The following is a 20,184-nucleotide window of genomic DNA, read 5'->3' as shown; positions in this document are numbered from 1 at the left end:
GTTCCCCTTTCCACCAGATGCTACCCGGGGCCGGCGGCGGCCCCCGGGCCCCGGGCAGGCCTGCACTACTCCTTCACAGCGCCGGCGCTCTGGTTCATGATCCGGCGCTGGAACACGAAGAACAGCACCGCCACCGGGATCGTCATGATGGCGGCGGCCGCGAGCTTCAGCGGGTACTGGGTGCCCTGCGACAGCTGCCCGGACGCCAGCTGGGCGACGCCCTTGGTCAGCGTGACCAGCTGGGGGTCCTGCGACGCCACGATGAAGTGCGACAGCTCGTTCCACGACCCCTGGAACGACAGGATGACGATGGTCACCAGCGCCGGGCGCGCCATCGGCAGCACGACCGACCAGAACACGCGGAACGTCCCCGCGCCGTCCATCCGGGCGGCCTCCTCGACCGAGGGCGGGATCGACTCGAAGAAGTTCTTCATGATGAAGATGCCGGCGGCGTCCGCCAGCAGCGGGATGATCAGGCCCGCGAACGAGTTGTAGATGCCGACCTGCTTGATGACCAGGAACTTCGGGATGAGCAGCACCACGTTGGGCACGGCCATCACCGCCACCAGCCCGGCGAACACGAGCCCGCGGCCACGGAACCGCAGCCGGGCGAGCGCGTACCCCGCCAGCGAGTTGATGAACACCCGTCCCACGGTCACCACGACGGTGACCACGACCGAGTTCCGGAACCACAGCGGGAAGTCCGAGCGCAGGAACAGCCGCTCGTACGCGGCGGTGGTCCAGGTCTGCGGGATCAGCGACACCGCGTTCTGCGCCGCGTCCGCGTCGGTCTTGAACGAGGTCGCGACCTGGATCAGGAACGGGAACACGTACATCAGCGCCAGGACGGCGAGCAGCGCGTAGGTCAGCGACGTCGCGGCCAGCCGGCGGTTGCTGCGGCCGGCGCGCCGGGGCGCGGTGCGGCCGGTGCCGGGTCCGGCCGGGGTGCGGGTGGCGGTCGCGGCGGTCATCGGTCGCTCCGGTCGTGGGGCCCGTCGGCGTCGGGTCGGGTGGTGGTGGCGCCCGGGCCGCCGGTGGTGGTGGCGGTCGCGGCCGGCGCCGCCGGGGCAGCGGGCGGCGTCCGGTGGAACCGCTTGCGGCGCGGCACGCCGCGCTCCCGCAGCACGAGGCGCTGCAGCACGGTCATCAGCACGATGATGGCGAACAGCACGAACGCGATCGCGGCGCCGCGGCCCCACTCGTTGTTCTGGAACGCCGCGGTGTACGACAGGTACGCCGGGGTCAGGGTCGTCTTGGCGGGACCGCCCTGGGTACCGGTGTAGATCTGGTCGAACACCTGCCAGGTGCCGATCAGCCCCAGCGTCACGACCGTGAAGACGGTCGGCCGGAGCATCGGCAGGGTGACCCGGAAGAACCGCTGCCGGCCGTTGGCGCCGTCCATCACCGCGGCCTCCTCGACCTCGGCCGAGACGGCCTGCAGCGCCGCGAGGAACAGCAGCATGAACGTGCCGGAGGTGGTGAAGATCGCCATCAGGATGAACGCGGTCATCGCGACGCTCGGCCCGGCGGCCCACTCCCACAGCGGGATGCCGAGGAACCCGTGCTGCGCGAGGAACGCCGGCGCCTGGTCCACGCCCACCTTCTCCAGGACGAGGTGCAGGACGCCGGCCGGGGTGTTGAACCAGTTCGGCCCGGTGATCGACAGCCGCGCCAGGATGCTGTTGATCGTGCCGGAGGCCGAGAACAGGAACAGCCACAGCACCGTGATCGCGACCGACGACGTGACGGACGGGAAGTAGAAGGCCGTCCGGAAGAACCCCTTGCCGCGCAGCGCCCTGCGGTTCACCAGGGTGGCGAGGAACAGCGCGAGCGCCGTCTGCAGCGGGACCACCAGCAGGACGTAGTACGTGTTGTTCCGCAGCGCCGTGCCGAAGTCCTGGGTGGCCAGGCCGCCGCCGAGCAGCAGGGAGTCGTAGTTCTCGAGCCCGACGAAGCCGACGTCGGACGCGAGCGGGCTGCCGCGCCCGTTCCAGTCCGACAGGCTGACCCAGAGCGCCATCAGCACGGGCACGACCAGGAACAGCCCGAGGATCACGAGCATCGGGGTGAGGAACAGCCACCCCGACAGGGCCTCGCGGCCCCGGGCGGACCCGGGGCCGCGCGACCTGCGCCGGGGCGGCGCCACCGGCGCGGCCTGACTGGTCACCGGATCAGGAGGCGTTCTCGTCGAGCACGGCCTGCAGGTTGGTCTGCACGGAGCCGAGGACCGCGGCCGGGTCGCCGGTCTCGAGGCCCTCGAGCTGGGCGTTGAAGTCGGTGATGACGTCCGCGGCGCCGCGGGCGTTGACCACGTTCTGCGCGAAGTCCGCCGAGTCGATGAACGCGGTCATCTCCGGGTACAGCTCCTTCCAGCCGTCGGCGGCCGACTGCACGGACGGCATCACGCCGAACGCCTCGGCGAACGCGAGCTGCTGGGTGGTGTCGGTCAGGTGCTGCACGAGGTCGACGGCGTCGGACCGGCTGGGCGAGTCGGCGGCGACGCCCCAGCAGTTGGTGAACTGCAGCGTGCCCTGGCCGGCCGGGCCGGCGGGCAGCGGGACGACCCGGTAGCCGACGTCCGGGTAGTCGTTCTCCATGGCGCCGGTGATCCAGTTGCCCTCGATGGTCATCGCGGCGGCACCGGTGCCGAAGGCCTCGCCGCCCCACCCGGTGCCGAGGTCGGCCGCGTACGCCGCGCTGCCGGACTGCAGCAGCTGCTGCACGTACGTCAGCCCCTCGACGTTCTCGGCCGAGTCCGCGGTCGCCTCCGTGCCGTCGGCGCTCACCAGCGAGCCGCCGGCCTGCGCGAGGAACGCGCCCACGCGGGCGTACTCGCCGGAGAACCCGAGACCGGTCTGCGTGTCCGTGGTGAGCCGGCCGGCGACGTCGGCGAGCTGCTCCCACGTCGTGGGCACGTCGGCGTCCGTCAGGCCGGCGGCCTCCCACGCGGCGGTGTTGATGACCAGGCCGAGCGTCGAGAAGTCCTTCGGCGCGCACACCAGCTCGTCGTCGTAGGTGAACTGCTCGACCAGGCTGGGGTAGAAGTCGCCGGCGTTCGCCAGCTCGGACCCGTACGGGTGCAGCGACCCGTTGGACGCGTACGTCTGGAACTGGTCGGCGCTCACGTAGAACACGTCGGCCGGCTCGCCGGACGCGAAGCCCTGGCTGAGCTCCTGGTTCAGGTCGGAGGCCACCTGGACCGTCGCGTCCACGCCGGACTCCTCCGACCAGGCCGCGACGGCGGCCGTGACCGCGTCGGTCTCGGCGTCGCCGGACGAGCCGATCAGCACGCTCAGCGAGCCGCCTCCGTCCGAGGTGGCGGAGTCCCCGCCCTCGTCGTCGAAGCCGGACCCGCCGCAGGCGGTCAGGGCGAGGAGGCCGGCGGCGCCGACGGCGGTGGACGCCAGCAGGCGCCGCCCTCGGGTGGGGATGGTGTGCATCGGGGGTCTCTCCTTCGAGGGTGGTGCGGGGTCGGGCTGGGGGCTGGTCAGGGAGTCCGGCTGGACGTGCGCTCGACCAGGTGCGGCGCGAGCAGCACCTGGCGGCTGCGGGTGCCGCCGGTGCCGTCGAGCTGGTCGAGCAGCAGGTCCAGGGCGCGGTGGGCGGCTTCGGTCAGCGGCTGGGCGACGGAGGTGAGCCCGACGGCGGCGGCGACCGGGGTGTCGTCGAACCCGACGACCGCCAGGTGCGTGCCGTGGGTGCGGGCGACGGTGAGGGCGCCGAGCGCGAGCGAGTCCGAGGCGCACACCACGGCCGTCGGCGCGGCGTCGGCGAGCACCCGCTCGGTGGCCTGCGCGCCCGCGGCGACCCCGTCCGGCACCCGGGCGTGCAGGCGGCGGAGCAGCCCGCCGTCGTGTCCGGCGTCGACCATCCCGGCCGCCCAGCCGGAGGCGCGGTCCGCCCCGACGTCCGACCCGTCCGGCCAGCCGAGGTAGGCGATCCGCTCGTGGCCGAGCCGCCGCAGGTGCTCGACGGCCGCCCGCGTACCGGCCGCGCCGTCGACGTCGACCCACGGGTGCCCGTCGCGGGCCTCCTCCGGGGAGCCCCACGGCCGGCCGAACGTCACGAACGGCACGTCGCGCCCGGCGAGCCAGGCGGCACGGGCGTCGTCGCGGTGCGTGCTGGTGAGGACGAACGCGTCCAGGTCGGCGGTGTCCAGGAGCTCGCTGTACTGGGCGATCTCGCGCTCGTCGTCGGGGGCGGTGAACAGCATCACGCGGTAGCCGCGGGCCTGGGCCGTCTCGGTCAGCGCGTGCAGGAACCGGTCGAGCACCGCGCCGTTGATCCCGTCGTGCACGGGCTCCAGGCGCAGCCCGAGGACGCGGGAGCGGCCGGTGCGCAGCTGGCGGGCGGCCGCGGACGGGCGGTAGCCGAGCTCCTCGATCGCGCTGCGCACCCGGTCCGTGGTCTCGGCGCGCACCAGGTGCGGGGCGTTGAGCACGTTCGACACGGTCTGCCGCGACACGCCGGCGCGCTGGGCGACGCTCTCGAGCGTGGGCCTGGCGGTGGTGTCCATGCGTGCTCCCTCGTCGGCTCCGTCGGACATATGATCGTTCCAAGTCCTGATTGGAACGCTCAAACCCTGAGCCCTAGAGTTGCCAGCGGCTCCCCGGCTGTCAAGCCGGGGACAGGCCGGCACAGGCCGGTACAGGTTCGGCCGGGTCCACCGACCCGGTCCCGACGACTGCTGCACGACCGCCCGCCCGCACCACGGACAGACGACGAGGTACCCCATGGAGCTCCAGCCCCTGCTGCACGACCTGCTGGTCGCGGTGCACGCCCCCACCCAGGCGTGGTCCGACCGGGACGGCCAGATCGCGCTGACCGGCGGCCGCGGCGCCCAGGGCGTCTACCACGGCGACGTCCGGGTGCTCGCCGGCGCGGTGCTCACGGTCGGCGGCGTGCTGCCGGAGGCGGTCGCCTCGGGCGCCGACGGACCGGGCCGGGCGCGTGCGGTGCTGCTCGCGCGGTCGGTCGACGGCCCCGGTGCCGACCCGACCGCCCGCCTGGAACGGCTGCGCACCGTGGCGCCCGGGTCCGTCGCCGAGACGCTCACGCTGTCCTGCGCCACGGCGGAGCCGGTCACCGCGCGGCTCGAGGTCGCCCTGCGGCCCGACGGCACCCCGATGGACCGGATCAAGTCCGGGGCCGCGGTCGAGGCCGCGCCCGTCCCCGTCGCGGTGGCCGGCGGCGCACGCTGGGACGCCGACGCCGACGTCTCCGCCCACCTGGAGGCACCCGGGGCCGACGTCGCGGTCGACGCCGACGGCACGGTCCGCCTCGCGTGGGACGTGTCCGCCGCGACCGGGTCGCCGCAGACGCGCGGCTGGACCCTGACCGTCACCGACGCGGGCGGGGTGGTCACCGCGCCGCGGCGCGCCGAGCCCGAGTGGTCCGCACCGGAGGTCGAGGCGGCCGACCGCCGGCTGCCCGCCCTGCTGGACCAGGCGCTGGCCGACCTCGGCACCCTGCGGCTGTCCGCGCGGTTCGCGCCGGACGAGGTGTTCCTGGCCGCCGGGGCGCCGTGGTTCTTCACGCTGTTCGGCCGGGACTCGATCTGGGCCGCGCGGATGCTGCTGCCGCTCGGCACCGGGCTCGCCGCCGGCACGCTGCGCACCCTCGCCGCGCTGCAGGGCAGCACGACGGACCCGGCGACCGCCGAGCAGCCCGGCAAGATCCTGCACGAGGTCCGGCGTGCCGAGCTGTCGATGCCGGGCGAGGGCACCGTGCTGCCCCCGGTCTACTACGGCACCGTCGACGCGACGCCGCTGTGGGTCTGCCTGCTGCACGACGCCTGGCGCTGGGGGATGCCCGCCGCCGAGGTCGAGGCGCTGCTGCCCGCGATGGAGCGCGCGCTCGCCTGGATGTCCGACCACGGCGACTCCGACGGCGACGGGTTCCTCGAGTACGCGGACGAGTCCGGCACCGGGCTGGCCAACCAGGGCTGGAAGGACTCCGGCGACTCCGTGCAGTGGCGGACCGGGGGGCTCGCCACCGGACCGATCGCCCTCGCCGAGGTGCAGGGCTACGCCCACGAGGCCGCCGTCGCGGGCGCCGCGCTGCTCGACGCGTTCGGCCGCCCGGGCGGCGACGGGTGGCGGGCGTGGGCCGCGGCGCTGGCCGAGCGGTTCCGGGCCGCGTTCTGGACGTCGGACGAGCGCGGCGCCTACCCCGGCATCGCCCTGGACGCCGACAAGCGCGTGGTCGACACCGTGACGTCGAACATGGGCCACCTTCTCGGCACCGGCATCCTGTCGGCCGAGGAGGAGGCCGTCGTCGCCGCGCGCCTGGTCGGGCCCGACATGGACTCCGGCTACGGGCTGCGGACCATGTCGACGGAGTCCGCCGGCTACTGGCCGCTGCGCTACCACGGCGGCGCGGTCTGGCCGCACGACACCGCCATCGTGGTGCAGGGCCTGGCGCGCGCCGGGCACGCCCGCGAGGCCGCGGCGCTGGCCGAGGGCCTGCTCGCGGCGGCGCAGGACCTCGACGACCGGCTGCCCGAGCTGTACGGCGGCGACCCGCGCGGCTCCGTGCCGCGCGTGGTGCCGTACCCGGCGGCGTGCCGCCCGCAGGCGTGGTCCGCGGCGGCGGCGGTGTCCGTGCTCGGCGCCGCGCTCGGGCTGCGTCCCGACGTCCCGGGCGGCCGGCTGGACGTCGCGCCCCCCGCGCCCGCGCCGCTGGGTGCGGTCCGCGTGCGGGGGCTGCGGCTCGCCGGGCTGCCGCTCGAGGTGCGGGTGGCCGCCGACGGCAGCGCCTCGGTGAGCGCGGCCGCCGACGTGGCGGTGCACCTCCCGGGGTGATCCCGCGGGCCTCCCTCGTGCGCGCAGGCCCGCGGCGAGGCCGCCCCGTAGGGTGGGGGCTTCGTACGCGAGCCGCGCGCACGAGGGCGACGGGCGGTGAGGACATGGGGCTGCTGGAGACCATCGGCTCTCCCCGGGACGTCCGGGCGCTCTCGCCCCGGCAGGTGCGCGCGCTGGCGGGGGAGATCCGCGCCTACCTGGTCGACCGCGTGTCGCGGACGGGTGGGCACCTCGGCCCGAACCTCGGCGTCGTCGAGCTCACCCTGGCGCTGCACCGGGTGTTCGACTCGCCGCGCGACAGCCTCGTCTTCGACACCGGGCACCAGGCGTACGTGCACAAGCTGCTGACCGGGCGGCAGGACTTCGCCCGGCTGCGCCGCCGCGGCGGGCTGTCCGGCTACCCGAGCCGCGCGGAGTCCGAGCACGACGTCGTGGAGAACTCGCACGCGTCCACCGCCCTGTCCTGGGCCGACGGCATCGCGCGGGCCAACGCCCTGGCGGGCCGCTCCGACCGGCACGTCGTGGCCGTGGTCGGCGACGGCGCCCTCACCGGCGGCATGGCCTGGGAGGCGCTGAACAACATCGCCGACGGCGCGGACCGGCGCCTGGTCGTCGTGGTGAACGACAACGGCCGGTCGTACGCGCCGACCATCGGCGGGCTCGCGCTGCACCTCGACGCCCTGCGCACCACCCGGGGCTACGAGACCGTGCTGTCCTGGGGCAAGCAGGCGCTCAAGCGCTCGGGCCCGCCCGGACGGGCCGCGTACGACGCGCTGCACGGGATCAAGAAGGGCATCAAGGACGTCGTCGCGCCGCAGGGCATGTTCGAGGACCTCGGCCTGAAGTACGTCGGCCCCGTCGACGGCCACGACGCCGCCGCCGTCGAGTTCGCGCTGCAGCGGGCCCGGGCGTTCGGCGGCCCGGTGATCGTGCACGTCATCACCGAGAAGGGCCGCGGGTACAGCCCGGCCGAGCAGGACGTCGCCGACCGGTTCCACGCCGTCGGGCAGATCCACCCCGAGACCGGCCTGCCCGTCGCGCCGTCGCGGTTCGGCTGGACCGGGGTGTTCGCCGACGAGATCGTCCGCATCGGCCGTCGCCGCCCGGACGTCGTGGCCCTGACCGCGGCCATGCTCAACCCCGTCGGGCTCGCGCCGTTCGCCCAGGAGTTCCCGGACCGGACCTTCGACGTCGGCATCGCCGAGCAGCACGCCGTCACCACCGCGGCGGGCATGGCGTTCGCCGGCCTGCACCCCGTGGTCGCGGTCTACGCGACGTTCCTCAACCGGGCGTTCGACCAGGTGCTGATGGACGTCGGCCTGCACCGCGCCGGGGTGACCTTCGTGCTGGACCGCGCCGGGCTCACCGGCGACGACGGCGCGAGCCACAACGGCATGTGGGACCTCGCGATGCTGGGGCTCGTGCCGGGCCTGCGGCTCGCGGCGCCCCGCGACGAGGACACGCTCCGGTCCGCGCTGCGCTCCGCGGTCGACGTCGACGACGCCCCGACGGTGGTCCGCTACCCCAAGGGCGCGCTGACCGAGCCGCTGCCCGCCGTGGACGACGTCGACGGCGTGGACGTCCTGGCCCGGCACGGCGCGGACGACCGGCCCGCGCTGCTGGTCTGCGGGTTCGGCTCGATGGCCCGCACCGGCCTCGCGCTGGGCGAGCTGCTCGCGGCGCACGGCCTGCGGGTCACCGTCGTCGACCCGCGCTGGGTGCTGCCCGTGCCCGCCGCCCTGGTCAAGCTGGCGGGGGAGCACGACCACGTCGTCACGATCGAGGACGGCGTCCGCGAGGGCGGCCTCGGCTCGGCCGTCGCCCTGCGCGCCCGGGACGCCGGCATCGGCACCCCGGTGCAGGCGTTCGGCGTGCCGCGCGGCTTCCTCGAGCACGCCACCCGCGACGAGCTCCTCAGCACCCTGCGGCTCACGCCCCAGGACATCGCCGCCGACGTCCTCGCGGCCCTGAACCCCCGCGCCTGACCCGGCCGCGGGCTGCGCTCCCGCCCGGTCCGGGCCCGTCCGTACCCCGCCGCGAGGTCGTCAGCCAGCGGCGAGGTCGTCACGCACGTGTGACGACCTCACCGACGTGTGACGACCTCGCGGACCGCCCGGAGATCGGGCTGCCGGCGGGCGACGTGAGCGGCGTCACCGTCGCGTCGGGGCTGGTCAGCGAAGGCCCAGGACGGAGGTCCCAAGACATCCCATGACCTCGTGAATAGCGTCACGAGTACGACGCACTCAGCGAGGGAGCCCCACACATGTCCACCACCGCAGTACCTCAGACCGGCACCGACGCCACCGCGGGTGCCTGGGACGGCTTCGTCACCGGGCCCTGGTGCGACGGCATCGACGTCCGCGACTTCATCCAGCGCAACTACACGCCGTACACCGGCGACGCCGGGTTCCTCGCGGGACCCACGGAGCGGACCACGGGCATCTGGGCGAAGCTCAGCGCGATGTTCCCGGAGGAGCGCGCCAAGGGCGTCTACGACATCGACAACCACACCCCGTCGACGATCGTCTCGCACGGCGCCGGCTACATCGACCAGGCCAACGAGCTGATCGTCGGCCTGCAGACCGACGCCCCCCTCAAGCGCGCCATGTTCCCCAACGGCGGCTGGCGCATGGTCGAGAAGTCGCTCGAGACCTACGGCTACGACGTCGACCCCGAGGTCGCGAAGACCTTCACGACCTACCGCAAGACGCACAACGACGGCGTCTTCGACGTGTACCCCCCGAACGTGCGCGCCGCGCGCTCGTCCCACATCATCACCGGCCTGCCGGACGCCTACGGCCGCGGGCGGATCATCGGCGACTACCGCCGCGTCGCGCTGTACGGCGTCGACGCCCTGATCGAGGCCAAGCGCCTGGAGCGCCACGAGCTCGACATGGAGCCGTCGGTCGAGGACGTCATCCGGGACCGCGAGGAGAACGCGGAGCAGATCCGCGCCCTGCAGGAGCTCAAGCGGATGGCCGCCTCGTACGGCGTCGACATCTCCCGGCCGGCGACCACCGCCCACGAGGCGGTCCAGTGGCTGTACTTCGCGTTCCTCGGCGCGGTCAAGGAGCAGAACGGCGCGGCGATGTCGCTGGGCCGCACCTCGACGTTCCTCGACGTGTTCATCCAGCGCGACCTCGCCTCGGGTGCGATCGACGAGCGGTTCGCGCAGGAGCTCATCGACGACTTCGTGATCAAGCTGCGCATCGTGCGGTTCCTGCGCACCACGGAGTACGACAACCTGTTCTCGGGCGACCCGACGTGGGTCACCGAGTCGATCGGCGGCATCGGCGAGGACGGCCGCCCGCTGGTGTCCAAGACGTCGTTCCGGTTCCTGCAGACCCTGTACAACGTCGGCCCGGCCCCGGAGCCGAACCTGACCGTGCTGTGGAGCAACCGGCTGCCCGAGGGCTTCAAGCGGTTCTGCGCGCAGGTGTCGATCGACACCTCGGCGATCCAGTACGAGTCCGACGACCTGATCCGCACCTCCTGGGGCGACGACGCGGCCATCGCGTGCTGCGTGTCCCCGATGCGGGTCGGCAAGCAGATGCAGTTCTTCGGTGCCCGCGTGAACATCGCCAAGGCCCTGCTGTACGCGATCAACGGCGGCCGCGACGAGATCACCGGCAAGCAGGTCGCCCCGGTCAGCGCGCCCGTCGAGGGCGACGTGCTCGACTACGAGGACGTCGCGGCGAAGTACGACACGCTGCTCGACTGGCTGGCCGAGACCTACGTCGACGCCCTCAACTGCGTGCACTACATGCACGACAAGTACGCGTACGAGCGGCTCGAGATGGCGCTGCACGACCGCACCATCCTGCGGACCATGGCGTGCGGCATCGCCGGCCTGTCCGTCGTCGCCGACTCCCTGTCCGCGATCAAGTACGCCACGGTGCACCCGGTGCGCGACGAGGACGGGCTCGTGACGGACTACGTGATCGAGGGCGACTTCCCGGCCTACGGCAACGACGACGACCGCGCGGACGACATCGCGGTGGGGATCGTGAAGTCCTTCATGGCGAAGATCCGCCGGCACAAGACGTACCGCGACGCGCTGCACACGCAGTCGGTGCTGACCATCACCTCGAACGTCGTCTACGGCAAGGCCACGGGGAACACCCCCGACGGCCGCCGGGCCGGCGAGCCGTTCGCCCCGGGTGCCAACCCGATGAACGGGCGGGACTCGCACGGCATGCTCGCCTCGGCGATGTCGGTGGCGAAGCTGCCGTACTCGGAGGCGATGGACGGCATCTCGCTCACCTCGACGGTCGTGCCCTCGGGCCTCGGTCGCACCAAGGAGGAGCAGATCGGGAACCTGGTCGGCCTGATGGACGCGTACAACGTGTCGTCCGGCTACCACCTCAACGTCAACGTGCTGAACCGGGACACCCTCGAGGACGCCATGGAGCACCCCGAGAAGTACCCGCAGCTGACCATCCGGGTGTCCGGCTACGCCGTGAACTTCGTCCGGCTCACGCGCGAGCAGCAGCTCGACGTGCTGTCCCGGACGTTCCACGGCGGGGTCTGATCCCCGTGGGTGCCCGCCGGGGGAGCAGCCCCGGCGGGCACCCGCCCCGCACCACGCAGCACCAGCCCGCAGCACCCGGCAGCACCCCGGAGGAGGCCCCGATGACCAGCACCGTCGAGCAGGAGGGTGCCGGCGCCCCGGTGATCGAGCTGGGCATCCCGGTGACCGGCGGCTCGCACCACCGGTCGACGGCCGGCACCGCGGGCCTCGAGGTCAGCGACGCCGAGCGCAGCGAGCGGTTCGCGCAGATGCGGGCCGGCGAGCTCGGGTCCCTGCACTCCTGGGAGCTCGTCACCGCCGTCGACGGCCCCGGCACCCGGCTGACCACCTTCCTGTCGGGCTGCCCGCTGCGCTGCCTGTACTGCCACAACCCCGACACGATGGAGATGCGCCGCGGCGAGCCGGTGCTGGTCACCGAGCTGCTGCGCCGGGTCGAGCGGTACCGCGGCGTGTTCGCCGCGACCGGCGGCGGGCTGACCGTCTCCGGCGGCGAGCCGCTCATGCAGCCGGCGTTCGTGGCGCGGCTCCTGCGGGGCGCCCAGGAGCTCGGCGTGCACACGGCGATCGACACCTCGGGCTACCTGGGCGCGCACTGCACCGACGCGATGCTCGACGACGTCGACCTGGTGCTGCTGGACGTGAAGTCCGGCATCCCGGAGACGTACCAGGAGACCACCGGCCGCGACCTGCAGCCGACGCTGGACTTCGGCCGGCGGGTCGCCGCGAGCGGCACCGAGATCTGGATCCGGTTCGTGCTCGTCCCCGGCCTGACGGACGCGCCCGAGAACGTCGACGCGGTCGCCGACTACGTCGCCACGCTGCCGACCGTCAGCCGCGTCGAGGTGCTGCCGTTCCACCAGATGGGGCAGGACAAGTGGCAGGCGCTCGGCATGCCGTACGCGCTGGCCGACACGCAGCCCCCGAGCCCCGAGCTCGTCGCCCGGGTGCGGCAGCAGTTCCGCGACCGCGGGCTGACGGTATTCTAGGCTGCCGCGTCCGCGACGCCCGGGGCGAGCAGCCGGCGGCCGAGCACGCGCTCCGACCAGCCCTCGCGGTCCAGGTACGGGCAGATGCCGCCCAGGTGTGCCGGCCAGCCCGCGCCGAGCAGCATCGCCAGGTCGACCTGCTCCGCCGACGGGACGACGCCCTCGTCCAGCAGCAGCCCGATCTCCTCGGCGAGCCCGCGCGCGACGCGCTCCCGCACCGCGGCCTCCTGCTCCGCCCGCGAGCCGCCCGCGGTGGGCGCCCCGAACACGTCCTGGATCGCCGGGTCGACCTCCGCGAGGCCCGACGGCCCCGGCTGCGCGACGGTCCGCCCGTCCTCGACGAGCCGGTCCAGCCCGGCGGACCGCGGGTACCGGTCGCCGAGCTCGTCGTGCAGCGTGACCAGCACGTGCCGGGCCACGGGGAGCCCGACCAGCTGCAGCAGCGCGAAGGGGCTCATCGGCAGGCCGAGCGGCCGGAGCGCGGTGTCCGCGACGGTGACCGGCGTGCCGTCCTCCACGGCACCGAGCACGTCGGCCAGCATCCGCAGCAGCACCCGGTTGACCACGAACCCGGGCCGGTCGGTGGTGCGCACCACCGTCTTGCCGGCGCGGCGGGCCACGTCCACCGCGGTCGCGAGCGCGGCGGCGTCGGACGTCGGCGTCGCGACCACCTCGACCAGCGGCATCTGGGCCACGGGGTTGAAGAAGTGCAGCCCCACCACCCGCTCTGGGTGCGCGAGGCCCTCGGCCATCGCCGTCACCGACAGCGCGGAGGTGTTGGTGGCCAGCACGCAGTCCGGCCGGACCAGCTGCTCGAGCTCGGCGAACACCGCGCGCTTGACGTCCAGCACCTCGGTGACGGCCTCGACGACCAGGTCGGCGTCGGCGAGGGCGGCCAGGTCGGTGCCGACCTGCACGTGGTCCAGCAGCCGGCGTCCGGCGTCCTCGGCCAGCCTCCCGCGGGAGACCGCCTGCTCGACCAGGGTCCGCACCCGGTCCCGGCCCGCGGCGGCACGGTCCTCGTCGACCTCGCGCAGGGCGACCGGGACCCCGAGCCGCGAGCCGAGCAGCACCGCCAGCTGCGCGGCCATCAGCCCCGCCCCGACGATGCCGACCCGGCGCACCGGCCGCGGCTCCGTCGCGTCCGCGCCCGACCGGGCGGCCCGGCGCGCGCCGCGGCCGGTCAGCTCGGCGGCGTACAGCGCGGCGCGGGCCTCGTCGGACATCAGCAGCTCGGCCAGCGCCACGTCCTCGGCGCGGAACCCGGCCTCGCGGTCGCGCGACCCCGCACGGGCCAGCAGGTCGAGCACGTGCGCGTACGCGGGCGCCGCGCCGTGCAGCCGGGCGTCCAGCGTCGCGGCGGCACGGGCGACGGGGCCCGGGTCGTCCTCGCCCGACGCGGGCACCGGGGCGTCGCGCCGGGTCGGTGACCCCGCGCGCAGCAGGCCCGCGGTCCACGCCAGCGCCGCCTGCTCGAACCCGTCGACGGGCAGCACCGCGTCCACGAGGCCGAGGTCCAGGGCCTGCTCGGCGGTGGTCAGCCGGTTGCCGGCCAGGGGGCGCAGCGCGGCGAGGTCGACGGCGGCGGGCAGGCCGACGAGGCGGGGGAGCAGCCAGCAGCCGCCCCACCCGGGCACGATCCCGAGCGAGGCCTCGGGCAGCCCGATCGAGCGGATGCCCGCGGCCGCGACCCGGTGGTCGCAGTGCAGCGCGAGCTCGAGCCCGCCGCCGAGCGCGTGCCCGGTGACCCACGCGAACGTCGGCACCGGCAGCTCGCCCAGCAGCCGGAGCGCGGCGTGGCCGGCCTCGGCCAGGGCGGTGGTCTCCGCCAGGGAGCGCAGGCCGCGGGCGACGGTGAGGTCGGCCCCCGCGACGAAGCAGCCGGGGCGGCCGGTCACCGCGACCGCGGCGACCTCGCCCGCCTCCGCCCGCGCGCGGACGGCCAGCAGCGCCTCGCGCAGCACCGTCAGGCCCCGGGGGCCGAGCGTCGTCGGCCGCGCCGGGTCGGTCGCGGTGAGCGTCAGGAGCGCGAGCACCCCCGCGCCGTCCGGCAGGTCGACGTCGCGCGCGGTGACGCGCAGCACGTGGTCGTCCGCCTCGGCGGGCAGGGCGGACGACGGGGACGGGTCGGTGGTGCCGACGTGGCGCATGCGCTCTCCTGGGACTGCGGTGTCCGACAGAACACCGCGACCCTAACGGCGCGGCGCCCACCGTGTCGCGGAGACGCGGGGGCGGCGCGCCGCAGGTCAGCCGTTCGCGCGGCGTACCCGCCCCGGATCAGGCCGGTGCGCCCTGGGCGGCGAACGCCTCCGCCAGCCGCGGCGCGATCAGGGCGATCTGCCACGGGCGCGCGCCGCCGGCGGCGAGCCGCTCGGCCAGGTGCGGCTCGTCGGCCGGGACCGGGGGCTGCCAGCAGACCCGGCGCAGCAGGTCCGGCTGCAGCAGGTTCTCGGCGGGCACGTGGTGCGTCTCGGAGAGCTCGGCGACCACGGCGCGGGCCGCGAGCAGCCGCTCGTTGGCGGCCGGGTCGCGGTCGGCCCAGGCGCGCGGGGGCGGCGGGCCGTCGGAGCGCGGGCCGCGGCTGCTGGGCAGCTGGTCCTCGGGCAGCTGGAGCGCGTCGTCGATCGCGCGCTGCCAGAGCGCGGCGCGGCGGCGCGTGCCCTTGCCGGAGAACGGCGGCAGCGCGACCAGCGCCGGCACGGACCGGGGGAGCGCCTGCGCGGCGGCGACGATCGCGGCGTCGGGCAGCACCCGGCCCGGCGAGATGTCGCGCTGGCGCGCGTTCTCGTCGCGGGTCTCCCACAGCGAGCGCACGACGGCGAGCCGGCGGGGGTCGCGGATGGCGTGCACGCCGGACACCCGGCGCCAGGCCTCGACCCGCGGGGCGGGCGGCGGCGCGAGGCGCACGGCCTCGAACTCCTCGGCTGCCCACTGGGCCTTGCCGGCCAGCGCCAGGCGCTCGGCGAGGACCTCGCGCAGCTCGACCAGCACCTCGACGTCCAGCGCGGCGTACCGCAGCCACTGCTCGGGCAGCGGCCGCGTGGACCAGTCGACGGCGGAGTGCTCCTTGGCCAGGCCCAGGCCGAGCAGCTCGGCGACGACCGCCGCCAGGCCGACCCGCTCCAGGCCGAGCAGCCGGGCGCCGAGCTCGGTGTCGAACACCCGGCTGGGTCGCATGCCCTGCTCGGCGAGGGCGGGCAGGTCCTGCGAGGCGGCGTGCAGCACCCACTCCACGCCGACGAGCGCGTCCGACAGCGCCGAGAGGTCGGGCAGCGCGGCGGGGTCGATCAGGGCGGTGCCCGCGCCCTCGCGACGGACCTGCACCAGGTAGTTGTGCTGGCCGTAGCGGTAGCCGGAGGCGCGCTCGGCGTCCACGGCCACGGGGCCGGTGCCGGCGCCGAACGCCTCGACGACCCGGGCGAACGCCTCGGGGGTGTCGACGACGGCGGGGACGCCCTCGGCGGGCTCGGTCAGCGGGACGACCGCGGGGGCGTCGGACGGGGGCTCGACCCCGTCGGCCGGGGCGGTGAGGTCGGCGCCGGCCAGGGCGGGGTCGTCGTCGGCCGGGGTGCCGGCCGGGTGCGGGACGGACTGCATGGGGACAACCGTAGGCCGTCGGCGGGACCGCGCCGGTCCGGCGCGCTCAGGCCAGCAGGCCCGTGCGGATGGAGATGGCCACCAGCGCGGCGCGGTCGCCCGTGCCGAGCTTGCGGGAGATCCGCGCCAGGTGGCTCTTCACCGTGAGCGCGGACAGCCCCAGCTCCTCGCCGATGGCGCGGTTGCTGCAGCCGTCGGCCACCAGGCGCAGGACGCTGAGCTCGCGGGACGTGAGGTCCGGGCGGGCGCGGGTGAACGGCGAGGGCACGGCACCGGGGGCGGACCCGGGCGGGCCGACGGTGGCGTTCGGCTCGGTCGCGACGGCGCCGCGCAGGCCACCGGTGAGCAGGCCGACCAGGTCGCGGCGGCCGGCCCGGCGGGCGAGCAGGATGACGCGGCCCGAGCCGCGGCGGCGCAGGTTGCGGACCAGGGTCTGGCCGTCGCCCTCGGCGAGCTCGGTCACGACGACGCACATCTGACCGAGGGGGCGGCGCCGCGGGTCGGTGGCGGTGCCGGCGCTGCCCGCGGCGAGGGGGCGGCGGGCCTGGGGGGCGAGGGCGGTGGCACGGGCGCCGGCCGGGGCCCCGGCCGCGGTGCGTGGCGCGAGGCCGGTGCCTCGCCTGATCGGCTCGATGCTCACTGCGGTGCCCCCTTGACGGTCCACGATCTTGACCCCTCTATCGGCCCGTCACCCTGTTGTCTTGAGCACATCGGGTGACATCGTGACCCCGCCGTGATCCAGGAGTCACGGGTGCTAGTACCGGGGTCCGAGCGCGACGACCCCGTCGGGCAGCGGCGGCAGACCTGCGACGGTGCACAGCAGCACGCCCCAGGCCCGCAGGTGCGGTGCCAGGTCCTCGTCACGCGCCGTCCAGGAGGCGCGCAGCTCCAGCTCGCAGAGCTCCGGGCGCTCGTCCAGCGCCCCGAAGGACTGGGACAGCACCCGGGTCACCGTGCCGCCCGCGGCCGCCACGTCGACGTCCGCGGTCGCGAGCGCGTCGGAGAACCAGCTCCACGCGACCTCGGCGAGCAGCGGGTCCTGGCCGACCTCGGGCTCCAGCGTGGCGCGCACCAGCGTCACGAGGCGGAACGACCCGTCCCAGGCCTCCTGGCCGGCGGGGTCGTGCAGGACCACGAACCGGCCGGACGCGAGCTCGTCGGCGTCCGGGTCCCGGCGGCTGCTGCGCACCTCGGCGACCAGCGCCGCGGTGTACGGGGCGATCCGGGTGGGGCCGGGGGCCTCCTCGAGGGAGACCTCGGGCCGCAGGGTGACCCCGCGCAGCGACCGCAGGGCGCGCAGGAACTCCGGTGGCGCGTCACGGGGGCCGGTGGTCACGAGGCCGAGCGTAGGGGTGCGGTGCCCGGGACGTGGGCGCGGCACGCCGGGCGCCGACCGCTCGGACTAGGGTGAACACGCCCTGGCACCGCCTTCGAAGGAGCACCCGCGCATGTCCGCACCCACCGCACAGATCGGCGTGACCGGCCTCGCCGTCATGGGCCGGAACCTGGCCCGCAACCTGGCCCGGCACGGGTACACCGTCGCGGTGCACAACCGCTCGAACTCGCGCACCGAGTCCCTGATCGCCGACCACGGCGACGAGGGCACCTTCGTGCCGTCCGCCTCCACCGAGGAGTTCGTGGCGTCGCTGGTGCAGCCCCGCACGATCATCGTCATGGTCAAGGCCGGCGCCCCGACGGACGCCGTGATCGACGAGCTGGTCCCGCTGCTGGACGAGGGCGACATCGTCATCGACGCGGGCAACGCGCACTTCCCCGACACCCGCCGCCGCGAGGCCGCGCTCCGGGCGAAGGGCCTGCACTTCGTCGGCACGGGCGTGTCCGGCGGCGAGGAGGGCGCGCTCAACGGCCCGTCGATCATGCCCGGCGGCTCGCGGGAGTCCTACGCGGTGCTCGGCCCGATCCTCGAGGACATCTCGGCCAAGGTCGACGGCGTGCCGTGCTGCACCTACGTGGGCCCCGACGGCGCCGGGCACTTCGTCAAGATGGTGCACAACGGCATCGAGTACGCCGACATGCAGCTGATCGCGGAGGCGTACGACCTGCTCAAGCAGGGCCTGGGCGCGAGCGCGGCGGAGATCGCGGACATCTTCCGCACCTGGAACGAGGGCGACCTCGAGTCGTTCCTGATCGAGATCACCGCGGACGTGCTGTCCCAGGTGGACGCGGAGACCGGCTCGGCGTTCGTCGACATCGTGCTGGACCAGGCGGAGCAGAAGGGCACCGGCCGCTGGACGGTGCAGAACGCGCTCGACCTGGGCGTGCCGATCACGGGCATCGCGGAGGCCACGTTCGCCCGCGCGCTGTCCGGGTCGGTCCCGCAGCGCACCGCCGCGCTCGGCACGCTGCCCGCGCACGCGCAGGCGTTCGACGTCACCGACCGGGACGCGTTCATCGAGGACGTCCGGCTGGCGCTGTACGCGTCCAAGGTCGTGGCGTACTCGCAGGGCTTCGACCAGATCGCGGCCGCGTCCGCGGAGAACGGCTGGGACATCGACCGCGGCGCGATGGCCCGCATCTGGCGCGGCGGCTGCATCATCCGCGCGCGGTTCCTCAACCGGATCACCGAGGCCTACGAGCGCGACGCCGACCTGCCGCTGCTGCTGGCCGACGAGTACTTCACCGGCGCCGTCGGCAACGGCGTCCAGGCGTGGCGCCGGGTCGTGGCCCAGGCCGCGCTGGCCGGCGTGCCCACCCCGGCGTTCTCGTCCTCGCTGGCGTACTACGACGGCGTCCGCGCCGAGCGGCTGCCCGCCGCCCTGATCCAGGCGCAGCGCGACTTCTTCGGCGCGCACACCTACCGCCGCACCGACCGCGAGGGCACGTTCCACACGGACTGGTCCGGCGACCGCGCCGAGCTCCCCGCGTGAGCGCCGCGCAGGCGGCGCAGGAGGTCTCGGGCCTGCAGCCCGTGATCCTCGGCGCGGACATCGGCGTGTACGCCCTCGCGCGGGCGTTCCACGAGCAGTACGGCGTCCGGTCGGTCGTGGTCAGCGGTGCGGCCCTCGGACCCGTGGCGCACTCGGCGATCATCGACCACGTGCTGGTGGCCGACGGGCACGACCCGCGCCAGCTGGTCGACGGGCTGCTGCGGGTGGCCCGCGAGCAGGCGGGCAGGCGGCTCGTCCTCATGGCCAACTCGGACTGGCTGGTCCGGGTCGTCGTGCAGCACCGCGCCGAGCTGGAGCCGCACTACGTGGTCCCGTTCCTCGACGAGGAGCTGATGGACCGGCTGTCGGACAAGGCCACGTTCTCGGAGATCGCGACCGAGCTCGGGATCGCGGTGCCGCGGACGATCGTCCAGGACTTCGCGCTCGCCGACGACCCGGCGTGGTCGCCGGTGCCGGTGGACGTCGGCTACCCGCTGATCGCGAAGGCGGCCAGCAGCGCCGACTACCAGGAGGTCTCGTTCCCGGGGAAGCAGAAGGTCTTCGAGATCGGCTCCGCCGACGAGCTCGACGCCCTGTGGGGCTCGCTGCGGGCCGCCGGCTACCGCGGCCGGTTCGTGGTGCAGGAGCTGATCCCGGGGGACGACACCCAGATGCGGTCCATCACCGCGTACGTCGACAGCCGCGGCGAGATCACGCTGCTGTGCTCGGCGCACGTGCTGCTGGAGGAGCACACGCCGTCCGGCCTGGGCAACCCGGCCGCGATGGTGGTGACGCGCGAGGAGCCGATGCTGGAGCAGGCGCGGACGTTCCTGCGGGGCGTCGGCTACGTCGGGTTCGCGAACTTCGACGTCAAGGTGGACCCGCGCGACGGGTCGTACCGGTTCTTCGAGGTGAACCCGCGCATCGGCCGGAACAACTACTACGTCACCGCGGCGGGGGCCAACGTCACCCGGTTCCTCGTCGAGGACCGGGTGCTGGACCGCGCAGTCGAGCCCGTCGTGGTCGACACCGAGGTCCTGTACTCGATCCTCCCGCACCGCCTGCTGCTGCGGTACGTGCTCGACCCGGCGCTGGCGGCGAGGGTGCGGGGCCTCATCCGCAGCCGGCGCGTCGCGCACCCCCTGCGGTACCGGCGGGACTCGGGCCCGCGCCGTCGCTGGTACGCGCTGGCGGCCTCGGTCAACCAGGTCCGCAAGTTCCGCCGCTACTACCCCAACCCCACGACCACGGGTTTCTGAGCGCGACTCGTCCGTTGGAAGCGGACAACCGCGACCCCGAACCGGGTCATACCGGTCAGGTTGATGCGCTTTCAACGGACGTCGGACGCGCGAACGGCCGCTCCTCCCGCTGCGGGAGGG

14 protein-coding genes are annotated in these 20,184 nt (G+C 74.7%); 6 read left to right on the top strand and 8 right to left on the bottom strand.

Annotated elements, in window-relative coordinates; genetic code table 11:
- Nucleotides 1-65: 65 nt before the first annotated feature.
- The 4 genes from AC1050_RS03290 to AC1050_RS03275 are packed head-to-tail and all read right to left on the bottom strand — an operon-like array spanning nucleotide 66 to nucleotide 4,516.
- Nucleotides 66-971: a carbohydrate ABC transporter permease gene (locus AC1050_RS03290; RefSeq protein WP_482385947.1), complete on the bottom strand. Its 906-nt coding sequence runs from the start codon at nucleotides 969-971 to the stop codon at nucleotides 66-68.
- Nucleotides 968-2,167, bottom strand: a complete 1,200-nt coding sequence (locus AC1050_RS03285; protein WP_482385946.1) for a carbohydrate ABC transporter permease — start codon at nucleotides 2,165-2,167, stop codon at nucleotides 968-970. The genes AC1050_RS03290 and AC1050_RS03285 overlap by 4 nt, the downstream gene beginning before the upstream one ends.
- Before the next feature lie 4 nt (nucleotides 2,168-2,171).
- A complete protein-coding gene (locus AC1050_RS03280) occupies nucleotides 2,172-3,440 on the bottom strand; it encodes a sugar ABC transporter substrate-binding protein (protein ID WP_482385945.1) in 1,269 nt (422 codons plus the stop codon).
- Between the two features lie 47 nt (nucleotides 3,441-3,487).
- Nucleotides 3,488-4,516, bottom strand: a complete 1,029-nt coding sequence (locus tag AC1050_RS03275) for a LacI family DNA-binding transcriptional regulator (protein ID WP_482385944.1) — start codon at nucleotides 4,514-4,516, stop codon at nucleotides 3,488-3,490.
- Between the two features lie 217 nt (nucleotides 4,517-4,733).
- Here AC1050_RS03275 and AC1050_RS03270 point away from each other — a divergent pair, with 217 nt between their 5' ends.
- The 4 genes from AC1050_RS03270 (at nucleotide 4,734) to pflA (ending at nucleotide 12,320) form a co-directional block, all read left to right on the top strand.
- Nucleotides 4,734-6,803, top strand: coding sequence for a glycogen debranching N-terminal domain-containing protein (locus tag AC1050_RS03270; RefSeq protein ID WP_482385943.1), 2,070 nt, complete (start codon nucleotides 4,734-4,736; stop codon nucleotides 6,801-6,803).
- A 104-nt stretch (nucleotides 6,804-6,907) separates the two neighbouring features.
- Entirely contained in the window at nucleotides 6,908-8,788 is a 1,881-nt protein-coding gene (gene dxs, locus AC1050_RS03265) for a 1-deoxy-D-xylulose-5-phosphate synthase (RefSeq protein ID WP_482385942.1), read from the top strand.
- Between the two features lie 278 nt (nucleotides 8,789-9,066).
- Nucleotides 9,067-11,334 (top strand): formate C-acetyltransferase, encoded by a 2,268-nt coding sequence (pflB, locus tag AC1050_RS03260; protein ID WP_482385941.1) that lies wholly within the window; start codon nucleotides 9,067-9,069, stop codon nucleotides 11,332-11,334.
- A 101-nt stretch (nucleotides 11,335-11,435) separates the two neighbouring features.
- Complete coding sequence (pflA, locus tag AC1050_RS03255; protein ID WP_482385940.1) at nucleotides 11,436-12,320, top strand: pyruvate formate-lyase-activating protein; 885 nt, start codon at nucleotides 11,436-11,438, stop codon at nucleotides 12,318-12,320.
- On the opposite strand, the gene AC1050_RS03250 is transcribed toward pflA, so the two are convergent.
- The 4 genes from AC1050_RS03250 to AC1050_RS03235 all read right to left on the bottom strand — a co-directional run bounded on the left by AC1050_RS03250 (nucleotide 12,317) and on the right by AC1050_RS03235 (nucleotide 17,253).
- Nucleotides 12,317-14,470 carry a 3-hydroxyacyl-CoA dehydrogenase NAD-binding domain-containing protein gene (locus AC1050_RS03250; RefSeq protein WP_482385939.1) on the bottom strand — a complete coding sequence of 718 codons (2,154 nt, stop codon included), beginning with the start codon at nucleotides 14,468-14,470 and terminating at the stop codon, nucleotides 12,317-12,319. The genes pflA and AC1050_RS03250 overlap by 4 nt on opposite strands.
- 127 nt (nucleotides 14,471-14,597) lie before the next feature.
- The gene (locus AC1050_RS03245; protein WP_482385938.1) at nucleotides 14,598-15,917 is read right to left on the bottom strand and encodes an HRDC domain-containing protein; all 1,320 of its coding nucleotides are present in this window, start codon (nucleotides 15,915-15,917) and stop codon (nucleotides 14,598-14,600) included.
- A 46-nt stretch (nucleotides 15,918-15,963) separates the two neighbouring features.
- Complete coding sequence (locus tag AC1050_RS03240; RefSeq protein WP_482385937.1) at nucleotides 15,964-16,557, bottom strand: helix-turn-helix transcriptional regulator; 594 nt, start codon at nucleotides 16,555-16,557, stop codon at nucleotides 15,964-15,966.
- Nucleotides 16,558-16,671: 114 nt separating this feature from the next.
- Complete coding sequence (locus AC1050_RS03235) at nucleotides 16,672-17,253, bottom strand: DUF3000 domain-containing protein (RefSeq protein ID WP_482385936.1); 582 nt, start codon at nucleotides 17,251-17,253, stop codon at nucleotides 16,672-16,674.
- Nucleotides 17,254-17,365: 112 nt separating this feature from the next.
- Between AC1050_RS03235 and gndA the strand changes: the two genes are divergently transcribed.
- Both gndA and AC1050_RS03225 read left to right on the top strand, forming a co-directional pair.
- Nucleotides 17,366-18,805 (top strand): NADP-dependent phosphogluconate dehydrogenase, encoded by a 1,440-nt coding sequence (gene gndA, locus AC1050_RS03230; protein ID WP_482385935.1) that lies wholly within the window; start codon nucleotides 17,366-17,368, stop codon nucleotides 18,803-18,805.
- On the top strand, nucleotides 18,802-20,064 hold the full coding sequence (locus AC1050_RS03225) for a carboxylate--amine ligase (protein WP_482385934.1): 1,263 nt from the start codon (nucleotides 18,802-18,804) through the stop codon (nucleotides 20,062-20,064). Before gndA ends, AC1050_RS03225 begins: the two co-directional genes overlap by 4 nt.
- The last annotated feature ends 120 nt before the right edge of the window (nucleotides 20,065-20,184 follow it).

It is taken from the genome of Cellulomonas sp. NEAU-ZC6 (assembly GCF_056844425.1).
Note: the sequence above shows the minus strand (reverse complement) of the source record. Positions and strands in the feature narration are given on the sequence as shown.

Excerpts from the sequence above, each read along its gene's own strand:
- AC1050_RS03250 (WP_482385939.1), bottom strand. The coding sequence starts at position 14,470 with ATGCGCCACGTCGGCACCACCGACCCGTCCCCGTCGTCCGCCCTGCCC.
- dxs (WP_482385942.1), top strand. The coding sequence starts at position 6,908 with ATGGGGCTGCTGGAGACCATCGGCTCTCCCCGGGACGTCCGGGCGCTC.
- AC1050_RS03280 (WP_482385945.1), bottom strand. The coding sequence starts at position 3,440 with ATGCACACCATCCCCACCCGAGGGCGGCGCCTGCTGGCGTCCACCGCC.
- pflA (WP_482385940.1), top strand. The coding sequence starts at position 11,436 with ATGACCAGCACCGTCGAGCAGGAGGGTGCCGGCGCCCCGGTGATCGAG.
- AC1050_RS03270 (WP_482385943.1), top strand. The coding sequence starts at position 4,734 with ATGGAGCTCCAGCCCCTGCTGCACGACCTGCTGGTCGCGGTGCACGCC.
- AC1050_RS03290 (WP_482385947.1), bottom strand. The coding sequence starts at position 971 with ATGACCGCCGCGACCGCCACCCGCACCCCGGCCGGACCCGGCACCGGC.
- AC1050_RS03245 (WP_482385938.1), bottom strand. The coding sequence starts at position 15,917 with ATGCAGTCCGTCCCGCACCCGGCCGGCACCCCGGCCGACGACGACCCC.
- AC1050_RS03275 (WP_482385944.1), bottom strand. The coding sequence starts at position 4,516 with ATGGACACCACCGCCAGGCCCACGCTCGAGAGCGTCGCCCAGCGCGCC.
- pflB (WP_482385941.1), top strand. The coding sequence starts at position 9,067 with ATGTCCACCACCGCAGTACCTCAGACCGGCACCGACGCCACCGCGGGT.
- gndA (WP_482385935.1), top strand. The coding sequence starts at position 17,366 with ATGTCCGCACCCACCGCACAGATCGGCGTGACCGGCCTCGCCGTCATG.